Origin of the sequence: Sneathiella chinensis (genome assembly GCF_012720115.1) — a bacterium.
Taxonomy (GTDB): Bacteria; Pseudomonadota; Alphaproteobacteria; order Sneathiellales; family Sneathiellaceae; genus Sneathiella; species Sneathiella chinensis.
Window position 1 is genome coordinate 164,886 of the sequence record NZ_VNWN01000004.1, and the last position, 12,656, is coordinate 177,541.

Here is a 12,656-nt window from a genome sequence, read left to right on the forward strand (position 1 = left end):
TTTTATGCCTCCGCTGTTGCTGTGGCCTTGCGGCGCTTGAACAGGCTTTCAATGCGGGGACGGAACATATGCTCCAATGCCCCTGAAAACAGGATGATCAATCCCTGGATCACAATCACCATTTCCCGGTTGATGGTCTTCATTTCAAAGGCCAGTTCCGATCCCCCCTGATAGAGGGCGCCAAACAGCAGGGCCGCCAGAAAGATGCCAACCGGATGGTTGCGCCCCATCAGCGCCACGGCGATACCGACAAAGCCAAAGCCGCCACTGAAATCCAGAATGAGCCGATGATGGACGCCCAGGACCTCGTTGACACCGACAAATCCGGCCAGCGCCCCTGAAATGACCATGGCAAGAATGATGTTCCGGGCCGGGGAAATTCCGGCATAGCGGGCGGCGGTTTCATTTTGCCCGGTCACACGGATTTCATAGCCCCAGCGGGTATGCCACATGAAATAATAGAAGGCCCCGCTCAGGATCAACGCGAAGAAGAAGGACAGGTTCAGCGGCGTGTTGGGGAAGGGCAGGAAATCATGGAGGTAGGGAAGCCATGTAAATTCGGCAAATTCACGGCTTTCCGGTGACTGTCCGCCCGGCGCGATCAGGATTTCCACCAGAAGGTAGGTCATGATCGAGGCGGCGATGAAATTGAACATGATGGTCGTGATGACGATATGACTGCCCCGCCGCGCCTGCAGATAGGCCGGGACATAGGCCCAGAAACCGCCGAACAGGGCCGCCGCGAAAATGGCCAGCGGGATCACCATCCATCCCGGCATGAAATCCAGGTAGAGCGCGGCCAAGCCGACCCCGAGCCCGCCAATCAGGGCCTGTCCCTCAGCGCCGATATTGAACAGGCCGCAATGGAAGGCAATGGCCACCGCAAGGCCGGTAAACACAAAGTTGGTGGTGTAATAAAGGGTATAGCCAATGGCATCGGGATAGCCGAAGGCGCCATAGATCAGCACCTCCAGAGCCTGCAGCGGGTCATCCCCCACAATCAGGATCACGGCGCCGGACAGGATAAAGGCTGCCAGCAGGTTGACCAGCGGGATCAGGATCAGATTGACCCAGGCCGGAACTTTTGCAGGAGCCCCGAATTTTGCTGTTGCGTCCGACATTATGCTACCGTTTCGTCCTGTTGTGCATGGGGGGAGCCGTTCTTTTCGCGGATGCCGGCCATCATCAGGCCAAGCCGGGTTTCATCGGCATCCCGCGCATCCAGTTCGCCAACGATTTCACCATCAAACATGACGGCGATCCTGTCGGACAGGGACATGACCTCGTCGATCTCAACAGACACGACCAGAATGGCCGCCCCGGCATCCCGCATCCGGATCAGCTGGTTATGAATGAATTCGATGGCGCCGATATCCACACCGCGGGTCGGCTGACCGACCAGCAGGACATCCGGTTTCTGTTCCATCTCCCGCGCCAGAACCAGTTTCTGCTGGTTGCCGCCGGAAAAACCGGACGCCTGCAAATGGGGATTGGGGGGGCGGACATCAAACTTTCGGATATATTCCTCGCAGGTGGAGATCATGGCCGCATGATCAAGGGTTGTCCCCTTGTTGTAAGCCGGCAGGTCATGATAGCCGAGGATGGTATTTTCATTGGCGGAAAAAGACAGCACCAGACCGGAGCGGTGCCTGTCTTCGGGCACATGCCCAAGTCCGATTTTCCGCAAGTCACGGGCATTGAATTTTTTGCTGTGGGTGATGTCCTCATCCTTGAAGATCACCTGTCCCGAGGTTGGCTTCCGGGTTCCGCCCAGAACTTCCAGAAGCTCGGACTGACCGTTGCCGGATACCCCGGCAATGCCAAGAATTTCACCGGCCCGGATATCAAGGGTGACATCCTTCAGGCGCTGCACGCCGTCGGCATCCACATAATTCAGGTTGCGGGTCTGCAGGATGGCCTTGCCGGGATGGGCATCGGTCTTTTCGACCTGTAACAGGACGCTGCGCCCGACCATCAGTTCGGCCAGATGTTCGCGGTTTGTGTCTTTTGTGGCCACATGGGCGACCATCTCGCCGCGCCGCATGACCGAGACATTGTCCGTGATTGCCATGATTTCCCGCAATTTGTGGGTAATCAGGATCACGGTCTTTCCCTGTTCGCGAAGGGTGCTGAGAATACGGAACAGATGGTCGGCCTCTTGCGGGGTCAGGACCCCTGTGGGCTCGTCCAGAATCAGGATTTCCGCGCCCCGGTACAGGGCTTTCAGGATTTCAACCCGTTGTCGCAGGCCCACCGGAAGGTCGCCGACAATGGCGTCCACATCGATTTCCAGGCTGTATTCCTGTTCCAGGCGCTGCAACTCCTTGCGGGCCTTGGCAAGGCCCTGATCAAGGCGGGCACCGCCCTCCACACCCAGAATGATATTTTCAAGAACCGTAAACGTATCGACCAGCATGAAATGCTGGTGGACCATGCCAATACCTGCCTTGATGGAGGCTTGGGGATTGTCGATCCGGCATTCCTGTCCGTTTACAAAAATCTGGCCTTCATCGGCCTGATAGAAGCCATACACGATACTCATCAGTGTTGACTTGCCGGCACCGTTCTCGCCGATGATGCCATGGATGGTGCCGCGGTCCACGGACAGGGAGATATCCCTGTTTGCGTGGACCGGACCAAACCATTTGTTGACGCGGCGCAGCTCAAGCGCCGTGTTATGTGAAGTCATGACAGAAAGAGCGCTCTTTACTGGGCCATATAGTCAGTGACTTTGATCTTGCCGGCGATGATGTCGGCACGGGCCGCTTCCAGCTTGTCGATCACTTCCTGTGACAGGACACCCTTGTTATGCTCGTCGAGGGCATAGTTCACGCCGCCTTCCTTCAGACCGAGAACCTTGATGCCCGGCTGCCATGTGCCGGCCTTGGCGTTGGCAAAGGCTTCCATGACGGCAACATCCACACCCTTGGTCATGGAGGTCAGCATGGTGCCCGGATGCAGGTAGTTCTGGTTGCTGTCAACGCCAATGGCAAATTTTCCGGCATCCTTGGCGGCCTGATAGACCCCGATGCCGGTGCCGCCTGCTGCGGCGTAAACAACATCCGCGCCGCGATCAAACTGGCTTTTGGCAAGCTCGCCGCCCTTTGTCGGGTCGTTCCATGCGGCCGGTGTGGTGCCGGTCATGTTCTGGAAAACTTCGGCGTTGGGGTTGGCATATTTTGCACCTTCAACATAGCCGAGGGCAAATTTCCGGATCAGCGGAATATCCATGCCGCCAACGAAACCGACCTTACCGGTCTTGCTGGTCAGGGCTGCGGCCATGCCGACAAGGAAGGATCCTTCATGCTCCTTGAAGATGATGGACTGCACGTTGGGCAGGTCCACGACCATGTCCACGATGGTGAATTTTGTATCCGGGAATTCCTTGGCGGCCTTCTCGACGGCTGAGGCCTGCGCAAACCCCATGGCAACAATGATGGATGCGCCCTTGCGCGCCATGCGTTTCATGGCCTGTTCACGCTGGGATACCTGCGTGACTTCAAATTCCATGTAATCGATGCCGGTGTCCTTCTTGAAGGCTTCGGCGCCGTTATAGGCGGCTTCGTTGAAGGATTTGTCAAACTTGCCGCCCATGTCAAAGACGATGGCGGGCTTGAATTCGTCAGCCTGGGCCATGCCTGTGGTGACGACTGCCGCTGCCGCAATGGCGGCAAGCGCAAAACGTTTAATCATCTGGTGTCTCCCTGTTCGAGATCGTACCGGCTCCCCCGGAAGCCGACTATCTTCATTTATCAGCTAGCAATAAAGCTGACCAACTGGTCAAGAATTTATTGCATATCTCAAGTATATGACCCAATTTTCCGGTCTTCTAGAAAATTAAGCCCCCATTCATAGCAAAAGCTGTGTTTCTTGGGTAAATTATATATATAAAAGACAAATTTTGAGAAGGTAGCGAAGATTATGGCTAACAAGAGCGAGAGTTCCGTCGATATCAAGGCGCAGGTGGAAGACATGTTGTCCGGGCGTAAGGGATTTGCCAATTCCAAGCGCCTCCGCAAGAGCGGAATCGCCGGATACAAGGCATGGCTTGAGGAAAAACTGGCGTTGCAACTGGCCGCCGGGCAGACCGACCCCAGAAAACAGAAGAGAAAATCCCGCAACGGGTAAGACGGGCGTCCCTGTCCGGGCGTTCTGACCCGGACAGGGACCCAACCAGAAGGCTGGAGATTTCCAATGTCCAGAAGGCTTCAATATCAGAGACTGCCGTTTGTTCTCCTGCTGATCCTGTGTGCCGTATCGGGGGCCGCACGGCCCACCCTCGCTGAGGGGCATTCGGTCCTGATCCTGGCCGGACCGGATACAGAACAAGGCCTCCTTGCCGGGACCCTGTATCGGACCGTTGCCGAAAGAATTGCCGATCATCTTGAAAAGGCAGGATTTGAAGCCCTGCAGAATGGTCCTTCAAAGGAGGGGGCGCCGCCCATTGACGGGGGCGCGGATGATCAGGCGCTGCTGGATCAGGTGCGCCAGTCCCCGTATCTGAATGCCGATTATGTGACCGCCCTGACCATTATCGCCGACATGGCCCTGGTGGAGGAGGGGACCCATATCCAGGTTCGGATCAAGGGACGGATGCTGCGGGTCAAGACGGGGGATGTGCTTGCCCGCTTTGATTTACCGGTTCCCAATGACCTGCTGGCGCCGCCCTCTTGCAATATCCGGTGCCTTGCCGGTTTTCTGGAAGACAATACTGCCGCCCTTGCCGATGGTTTGGGGCAGGTTCTCGCCGAACGCCTGACGCGTCAGAAATGATCCTGCCCGAGGGGGCGCTTACATCAACAGATGACAGGCATAGCCGTTTCGGTCAGGCGGGCCGTCGGAAATTTCCATGCTTTTCTGGTCCAGATTCAGGATAACCGAGGCAATGGTAACCGTTCTGGCTTCTTCCGGTTCCAACTCGCTGGCGGATCGGCAAATGGCCTTGGGGCCACCGAAGGTGTCTTTCAGGGCCGTTTTGGCCATTTCCGCGTCCCATTTATCTCCCTGCTGGCGGATCAGGCGCTCCAGACGCGGGGAGCGATACAGGCTGCAGGGGGCAAGCCGTTCAAAATCGGAAACAATGCCGTCCTTGCTGATGAACAGGTTGCCGTGGGTCACCAGCCCGTTTTGGGGATAGAGGGTGTGAACCACGCGGGAGGAGGTTTCAAGATTGAGGACCTCGCCGCCTTTTTGCCCCACGACCCAGTTGGTCGAACAGACCCGGTCGGTGGACACAATCACTTTCAGGGCACTGTCCAGTGTCCGGCTTCGCAGGATATCCCGTACCCGCATGTGGAAGGGGCGGTGATGTAGCTCCTCGCCGTCCCCGTGGGCGGACAGGCCATTGACACACAGGCCAATGCCTTCCTCGTTCAGGCCGATCATGCCGCACACAATTCCGGCCTGTGTCAGCACCATATAGGTGGGATGTTCGTCCGACCGCACACGCAGCAGGCACATATTCCCGAGCAGCCCTTCCAGCCAGTCCCAGTTCTGGCCCATCAGCGTTTCGCCGCTTGTGGTGTATTCTGGCTGCATCCCGAAGGATGTGCAGCCTTCGGGCTCGTGACTTGGGATGGTGTTCAGCGCCGCAGCTTCGCTGGTATACAGGCTGTAGCTGAGTTCGTAGCGGGCGTTCAGCATGGCAATATCCGAAAGGGCCACCCCTGCGCCTTCCGCAATGCCCTGCATTTCCTCGAAATATTCCGGGTCATGACGGCGGAACCGCTCCGCCCATTTTTCGGCTTCTGCCGAAATCCTCTCCCGCGTGGCACCGCCCAGCAGAAACCGGTTCCGATAGGTCTGGATATTGCTGTGGATGCTTTTTGCCATTTGCTCTCCGTGCTGGCGTCCGCGGCTCAGGGCCGGTCCGGAAAGGTCAAGAACGGGAATGGGCATGGGGCCTCCTGTTATCGTTTTATCGTTGTTTTTATTCTCTTGTTCGGGTTGATCTTGGCGTTTGTTGATACATGTTGCAAAGACAAACTTGCCCCGGACGTTTCGCTGGCTATATTCTGGCCTCGAAATCAACAACAGGTAATATGCAATGGCAACGGATCCCAGATTCCCAAATCTGCAAATTCTTGATCACCCGCTGATCGTTCACAAGCTCAGTCACATGCGAAACAAGGTGACATCAACAAAGACCTTTCGGCAACTGCTGAAAGAGATTGCCCTGTTGATGGGATATGAGATCACCCGCAACATGCCCATGACCACCGAACAGATCGAAACCCCGATCTGCCCCATGTCCGCGCCGGTTCTGGAAGGCAAGAAAGCCGCCATTGTCCCGATTCTTCGGGCTGGGCTGGGGATGGCGGATGGTTTGCTGGAACTGATGCCGGCGGCCCGTGTCGGACATATCGGCATGTACCGCGACCCGGAAACCAAGCGTCCCGTGGAATATCTGCGCAAGCTGCCGTCTGCGGGCGAGCGTTCCTTCATTCTGGTGGACCCGATGCTGGCAACCGGTTACTCGGCCGCCGCTGGGGTGGATGTACTGCTGGATCACGGCGTGGAAGTGGACAGAATCAGCTTCATGGCGCTGGTCGCCGCCCCGGAAGGGGTGCAGGTGATGCTCGACAAACATCCCGAGATCAAGGTCTATGTGGCCGGTCTGGACGAAAAGCTGAACGAGAAAGCCTATATCGTTCCGGGTCTCGGTGATGCCGGGGACCGCCTTTACGGCACGCTCTGACGAAAAAGAACCTCCTGAAACCAAAAAGACCCCGGTGGCTAATCCGGGGTCTTTCAGGAGGGAGACTTAATCAAACCGAATGTTTTCTGCCTAGCATCCGGTGCAGTTACAGGGAAAGCAGGACCGTGGTTCAGACATTCGCGCCTGCCGCCGTTTCCGGACTGCGTCGTAAAAGCCCGGCAACAAAGTCAGCAAACTGTATCTTATCCGGATCATGATCCCTCCGAACTGCGATTAATTCCTGTTCGACAACAGTATGATGCTGCAGCGCCGAAGCCAACAAAAACCATTGTGCGCTGCATCACAGAACGGGGCGAATACAAATTCAATCAGGGTTTACGTAAGGTGAGAGGCCCCTTTTCCGGGTTCAGGGCCACTTCACCTCTGGTGGCAGGGACATGAGAATGGCTTCGGTGTTGCCCCCGGTTTTCAGGCCGAAGGTTGTGCCCCGGTCATACAGAAGGTTGAACTCCACATACCGGCCCCGGCGGACAAGCTGATGTTCCCGCTGCTCCGGGGTCCATTCCCGGTTCATGTGTCGCCGGACAATCTGGGGGTAAATGTCCCGGAAGGCGCGGCCTACATCCTGTGTGAAGGCGAAATCCGCTTCCCAGTCCGTGTTTAGCTTGTCGTAGAAAATGCCGCCAACACCCCGCGGTTCATTGCGGTGGGGCAGGAAGAAATAGTCATCGCACCATTTCTTGAAGTCCGGGTAATAATTCGGGTCATGGGCATCACATGCCTTTTTCAGGGCGCCGTGAAAGTCAGCGGTGTCCTGATCGTTTGGAGACATGGGGGTCAGGTCGGCCCCGCCGCCAAACCACGATTGTCCGGTGACGATATGGCGGGTGTTCATGTGAACGGCCGGCACAAGCGGAGACCGCATATGGGCGACCAGTGAAATGCCGCTGGCCCAGAACTGTCCCGAGGCTTCGGTGCCGGGAATGCTTTTGCGAAATTCCTCTGAGAACTCCCCGTGAACGGTGGAGATATTGACGCCTACCTTCTCGAAAACCCGGCCTTTCATGACGGACATCTCGCCGCCACCGCCGCCCGGCCTGTCCCATGTGGTCACTTCGAACTGACCCGGGGGAAGGTCGCTGTGCATGCCGGTCAGTTCCTGCTCCAGTGTCTCGAAGCTGGTGCGGATCTGGTCTCGAAGGGTGCGGAACCAGAGGGCAGCCTGTTCCTTGCGCTGTTCGGTCAGTTCAGTTGTCATGGGTTTATCTGTCTTTCTGTTCTTGCCGGGGAAAGGCGCCGGTCTGGCGCAAGCCTTCTCCCAGAACCATGGAGGCCGCGATGGCCACGTTGACGGACCGCATCCCCGCTTGCATGGGAATCGTAACCCGTGCATCTGCCCGCTGGTGGACCTCTTCGGGAACGCCAACACTTTCCCGGCCCAGCAGAAGGATGTCATCGGGGCCAAAGTTGAAATCCGTATAGGGAAGATCGGTTTTGGTGGTCAGCAGGACCAGCCGGGCGTTGGTCTCGCTTTTCAGGAAGGCATCCCAAGAGCTGTGCCGGGTGACATCCGCCATTTCGGAATAGTCCATGACCGATCTTTTCAGGTCGCGGGCCCCAAATGGAAAACCACAGGGTTCGATAATATGCACAGGAACACCCATGCAGGCCCCAAGCCTGAGAAGGGTTCCCACATTGGGGGCAATATCGGGTTGATAGAGGGCCAGTTTCATGGGGGCGACTTAATAACATTATGGCAACAAATTCAAAGCAAAACTGCTACTTATTGCCACAATCACCGCTTTCGGGCTGGACAATCGCCGTTTTAGGTGACAAAAAGCCTTCGCTAGAGATTTGTTTTTTGGAAACCTGGGGAAGTTAAATGACTACTACCACCCCTGTAGAAGAAGACGGCGTTAAGCGCCGCGACTTTCTATATATTGCCGCAGGTGGCGTTGGCGCCGTGGGGACTGCTATGGCAATCTGGCCTTTTGTCGACCAGATGAATCCGTCTGCTGACGTTTTGGCGCTCTCGACAACCGAGGTTGATCTTGGTGCCATCGAGGTAGGCTCTGAAATCACCGCTGTTTGGCAGGGTAAGCCGGTCTTTGTCCGGCATCGGACTGCTGACGAGATCGCAGCCGCAGAGCGGGACGACACCGCAAACCTGCCCGATCCGCAGGCAGATGCCGACCGTGTTATCAAGCCGGAATGGCTGATCATGCTGGGTGTTTGTACCCACCTTGGTTGTGTTCCGTTGAAGGAATCAGGGGACTTTAACGGATGGTTCTGTCCGTGCCACGGTTCCCACTACGATACTTCCGGACGTATCCGTAAAGGCCCCGCGCCATTGAACTTGCCGGTTCCGCCATACGAGTTCCTTGACGACACCACTGTGAAAATCGGCTAGGGGGAAAAATAATGTCATTTCAACCAAAAAACCCGATGGTCAAATGGGTTGAGCATCGCCTGCCGATCGTCGGCATGGTGCATCATGCCCTGTATGATTATCCGACTCCGAAAAACCTGAGCTACTGGTGGACATTTGGTTCACTGGCCGGTTTCATGCTGGTCGTGCAGATCATTACCGGTATCGTCCTGTCCATGCATTACACACCGCATGTGGATCTCGCGTTCAACAGCGTTGAGCATATCATGCGTGACGTGAACTATGGCTGGCTGCTGCGCTACATGCATGCCAACGGCGCATCCATGTTCTTCATCGTTGTGTATCTCCACATTTTCCGTGGTCTGTATTACGGGTCCTACAAGGCACCGCGCGAACTGCTGTGGTGGCTGGGTCTGGTCATCTTCCTGCTGATGATGGCAACGGCCTTCATGGGTTACGTGCTTCCGTGGGGACAGATGAGCTTCTGGGGTGCGACCGTTATTACCAACCTGTTTGGTGCAATTCCGGTTGTCGGTGACACCATTGTGACCTGGCTCTGGGGTGGTTTCTCTGTCGATAACCCGACACTGAACCGTTTCTTCAGCTTGCACTACCTGCTGCCGTTCGTGATCGTTGGTGTGGTTATCCTGCACATCTGGTCACTGCACACCAACGGGTCCAACAACCCGACAGGTCTGGACCTGAAAGAAAAATCAGACAGCATTCCGTTCCATCCTTATTACACAATCAAGGATCTGTTCGGTCTGGCTGTATTCCTGATCTTCTTCTCAGCCTTCCTGTTCTATGCTCCGAACTATCTCGGTCACCCGGACAACTACATTCCGGCCAACCCGCTGGTAACACCTGCGCATATCGTTCCTGAATGGTACTTCCTGCCGTTCTACGCGATCCTGCGGGCGGTTCCCGACAAGCTGGGCGGTGTTCTGCTGATGTTTGGTGCGATCGCTATCCTGTTCCTGCTGCCTTGGCTGGACCGGAGCCGGATTCGCTCTGCGCGCTTCCGTCCGATCTACAAGCAACTCTTCTGGATCTTTGTCGCAGACTGCATCCTGCTCACCTATATCGGTGGCAAGCCGGCAGAAGGCGCCTACATCCTCTGGGGTCGTATCGCAACGATTTACTACTTCGTTCATATCCTGATCCTGCTTCCGCTGGTGGGGCTGTTCGAGAAACCGAAACCGCTACCGGCCAGTATTTCAGAAGATGTTCTCGCCAAGAAAGGTTCCGCAGGGGAGGCAAGCAATGCTTAAACTTATCAAGTCTTTGAGTGCTGCTGCTCTTCTCTCAGTAGTGGCCATCTCCGGTGCGCATGCTGCCGGTGCGGCAATCGAGTACAAGTCTGTCGACTGGTCCCATGAAGGTCCGTTTGGCACCTATGACCGCGCTGCTGCGCAGCGTGGTCTGCAGGTCTACCGCGAAGTCTGCGCAGGCTGTCACAGCCTGGAGCAGGTCTCCTTCCGGACACTGGCCGATCTTGGCTTCACTGAAGACGAGATCAAAGCCATTGCCGCCGAAGGCACCTACATGGATGGACCGAACGACGAAGGCGACATGTTCGAACGTGCGGGCAAGCCTTTTGACAAATTCCCGAGCCCCTTTGCCAATGAAAAAGCGGCACGGGCGTCAAATGGTGGTGCTTTCCCGCCGGACCTGTCCCTGATTGTCAAGGCGCGTCCAGGTTTCGAAAACTATCTCTACTCACTGCTGACCGGCTATGAGGACGCACCTGAGGATCACAAACTTCCTGCAGGTATGGCCTATAACGCCTACTTCGCTGGCCACAACATTGCCATGCCGGCCCCGCTGGCTGAAGACGGTGTTGAGTACGCGGACGGTACCAAGGCTTCTGTCGACCAGATGGCAAAAGACGTCACAGTCTTCCTTGCCTGGGCTGCAGAACCCAAACTGGAAGAACGCAAGAATATGGGTCTGAAAGTGATCCTGTTCCTGCTGCTTCTGGGCGGTATCTTCTACGCTGCCAAGCGTAAGGTCTGGTCCGATCTTCACTGATCTGGATGACCGGACAACCAACAATCAAGGGCGCCTCGATGGGCGCCCTTTTTTGTTGCCTGCACAGCCGCTTTTAAGTTTGCAGCCTGATCCATTGGCGATAAAACCCTAGAAGACAGTCAGTATGGAGGACGTTAAATTGCCAGAGGAAAAACCGGTCATCGGTATTATCGGCGGCAGCGGTGTGTATGATCTGGAAGGTCTTGAGGACACACGCTGGGAAACGGTGACCTCTCCGTTCGGAGCGCCGTCTGACCAGATCCTGCGCGGCCGGCTGGGCGAGGTGGAGATGGTCTTCCTGCCGCGTCATGGCAGGGGGCACAGGCTGGCTCCGTCAGAGATCAATTACCGGGCCAATATCGATGCCCTGAAGCGGGCCGGTGTGACCGAGATCGTGTCGGTCAGTGCATGCGGCTCCTTCGAGGAGCGCCTTGCCCCCGGGACCTTTGTGATTGTGGACCAATTCATTGACCGGACATTTGCCCGCGAAAAAAGCTTCTTTGGAACGGGTCTGGTTGCCCATGTGAGCATGGCCGACCCTGTCTGTTCCCGTCTTGGGGACGCATTGGAGGGGGCCGCGGCTGCGAAAGGCATACCGGTGGTACGCGGGGGAACCTATCTGGCGATGGAGGGACCGCAATTCTCCAGCCGGGCGGAATCCGAGCTGTACCGGAGCTGGAATTGTCAGGTCATTGGCATGACCAATATGCCGGAAGCCAAACTCGCACGGGAAGCAGAATTGTGTTATGCTACTGTAGCGATGGTAACTGATTACGATTGTTGGCATCCGGATCATGAGAATGTGGACGTATCTGCCGTGATACGTGTTTTGACTGGGAATGCGGAAAATGCCCGCTCCCTTGTCAGGCACGTTGCGCCTGTTTTGGGGCAGCGCCGCGAGGCCTGCGCTGCCGGGTGCCACCATGCTCTGGACAATGCCCTGATCACCGCGCCTGAGGTCCGGGACCCCGAGGTCCTTGCCAGACTGGACGCCGTTGCCGGACGAGTATTATAGAAACGCAGGATAAGTAACGTGGATATCAAAACAGTTATACGAACCATTCCCAACTACCCGAAAGACGGGGTGATGTTCCGGGATATTACAACACTTTGGCAGGATGCTGCAGGACTGCGCACGGCCATTGACCAGCTTGTCTGGCCTTATGCGGGGGTTCGTATCGACAAGGTCGCCGGGATCGAGGCGCGGGGGTTTGTACTGGGGGGGGCGATTGCCCACCAGCTCAGTGTCGGGTTCGTGCCCGTCCGCAAGCAGGGGAAGCTGCCTGCCGCCACCATCGGCGAGGAATATGATCTTGAATATGGCACGGATATTGTCGAGATTCATGAGGATGCCATAAAAGAAGGCGAGAATATTCTTCTCGTCGATGACCTGATCGCAACCGGCGGTACGGCCGAAGCGGCGATCAAGCTGATCCGCCGGGCTGGCGGAACGGTGGTCGGTGCCGCATTTGTCATTGATTTGCCCGACCTTGGCGGGCGTGCACGTGTCGAGAATATGGGAGTGAATGTTCGGACGCTGTGCGAATTTGAAGGCGACTAACTAGAAAAAAGGATACC

14 protein-coding genes are annotated in these 12,656 nt (G+C 56.5%); 8 read left to right on the forward strand and 6 right to left on the reverse strand.

Annotated features, from left to right (window positions below; all coding sequences use genetic code 11):
- Nucleotides 1-2: 2 nt before the first annotated feature.
- From FQB27_RS07355 to FQB27_RS07365, 3 genes are read right to left on the reverse strand one after another with little or no spacing between them, the layout of a single operon-like run.
- Nucleotides 3-1,121 carry an ABC transporter permease gene (locus tag FQB27_RS07355; protein WP_169560262.1) on the reverse strand — a complete coding sequence of 373 codons (1,119 nt, stop codon included), beginning with the start codon at nt 1,119-1,121 and terminating at the stop codon, nt 3-5.
- Nucleotides 1,121-2,689 (reverse strand): ABC transporter ATP-binding protein, encoded by a 1,569-nt coding sequence (locus tag FQB27_RS07360; protein ID WP_169560263.1) that lies wholly within the window; start codon nt 2,687-2,689, stop codon nt 1,121-1,123. The genes FQB27_RS07355 and FQB27_RS07360 overlap by 1 nt, the downstream gene beginning before the upstream one ends.
- A gap of 17 nt (nt 2,690-2,706) precedes the next feature.
- Nucleotides 2,707-3,693, reverse strand: a complete 987-nt coding sequence (locus FQB27_RS07365) for a BMP family lipoprotein (RefSeq protein ID WP_169560264.1) — start codon at nt 3,691-3,693, stop codon at nt 2,707-2,709.
- Between the two features lie 228 nt (nt 3,694-3,921).
- Between FQB27_RS07365 and FQB27_RS07370 the strand changes: the two genes are divergently transcribed.
- Both FQB27_RS07370 and FQB27_RS07375 read left to right on the forward strand, forming a co-directional pair.
- Entirely contained in the window at nt 3,922-4,128 is a 207-nt protein-coding gene (locus FQB27_RS07370) for a hypothetical protein (protein WP_169560265.1), read from the forward strand.
- 66 nt (nt 4,129-4,194) lie between these two features.
- Nucleotides 4,195-4,773, forward strand: coding sequence for a hypothetical protein (locus FQB27_RS07375; RefSeq protein ID WP_169560266.1), 579 nt, complete (start codon nt 4,195-4,197; stop codon nt 4,771-4,773).
- A gap of 18 nt (nt 4,774-4,791) precedes the next feature.
- Here the strand turns inward: FQB27_RS07375 and FQB27_RS07380 are convergent, their stop codons facing one another.
- On the reverse strand, nt 4,792-5,898 hold the full coding sequence (locus FQB27_RS07380; protein WP_169560267.1) for a C45 family autoproteolytic acyltransferase/hydrolase: 1,107 nt from the start codon (nt 5,896-5,898) through the stop codon (nt 4,792-4,794).
- 148 nt (nt 5,899-6,046) lie between these two features.
- Between FQB27_RS07380 and upp the strand changes: the two genes are divergently transcribed.
- Nucleotides 6,047-6,697, forward strand: a complete 651-nt coding sequence (upp, locus tag FQB27_RS07385) for a uracil phosphoribosyltransferase (RefSeq protein ID WP_169560268.1) — start codon at nt 6,047-6,049, stop codon at nt 6,695-6,697.
- 367 nt (nt 6,698-7,064) lie between these two features.
- Here upp and hemF read toward each other — a convergent pair whose 3' ends face one another.
- Nucleotides 7,065-7,916: an oxygen-dependent coproporphyrinogen oxidase gene (gene hemF, locus FQB27_RS07390; RefSeq protein WP_169560269.1), complete on the reverse strand. Its 852-nt coding sequence runs from the start codon at nt 7,914-7,916 to the stop codon at nt 7,065-7,067.
- A gap of 4 nt (nt 7,917-7,920) precedes the next feature.
- Complete coding sequence (locus tag FQB27_RS07395) at nt 7,921-8,391, reverse strand: tRNA (cytidine(34)-2'-O)-methyltransferase (RefSeq protein WP_169560270.1); 471 nt, start codon at nt 8,389-8,391, stop codon at nt 7,921-7,923.
- Between the two features lie 149 nt (nt 8,392-8,540).
- Between FQB27_RS07395 and petA the strand changes: the two genes are divergently transcribed.
- The 5 genes from petA (at nt 8,541) to FQB27_RS07420 (ending at nt 12,639) form a co-directional block, all read left to right on the forward strand.
- Entirely contained in the window at nt 8,541-9,068 is a 528-nt protein-coding gene (gene petA / locus FQB27_RS07400; RefSeq protein ID WP_169560271.1) for a ubiquinol-cytochrome c reductase iron-sulfur subunit, read from the forward strand.
- Between the two features lie 11 nt (nt 9,069-9,079).
- Entirely contained in the window at nt 9,080-10,318 is a 1,239-nt protein-coding gene (locus FQB27_RS07405; RefSeq protein WP_169560272.1) for a cytochrome b, read from the forward strand.
- Nucleotides 10,311-11,078 (forward strand): cytochrome c1, encoded by a 768-nt coding sequence (locus tag FQB27_RS07410; RefSeq protein ID WP_169560273.1) that lies wholly within the window; start codon nt 10,311-10,313, stop codon nt 11,076-11,078. The genes FQB27_RS07405 and FQB27_RS07410 overlap by 8 nt, the downstream gene beginning before the upstream one ends.
- A gap of 124 nt (nt 11,079-11,202) precedes the next feature.
- Nucleotides 11,203-12,093, forward strand: a complete 891-nt coding sequence (locus FQB27_RS07415) for an S-methyl-5'-thioadenosine phosphorylase (RefSeq protein ID WP_169560274.1) — start codon at nt 11,203-11,205, stop codon at nt 12,091-12,093.
- An 18-nt stretch (nt 12,094-12,111) separates the two neighbouring features.
- Nucleotides 12,112-12,639 (forward strand): adenine phosphoribosyltransferase, encoded by a 528-nt coding sequence (locus tag FQB27_RS07420; RefSeq protein ID WP_169560275.1) that lies wholly within the window; start codon nt 12,112-12,114, stop codon nt 12,637-12,639.
- The last annotated feature ends 17 nt before the right edge of the window (nt 12,640-12,656 follow it).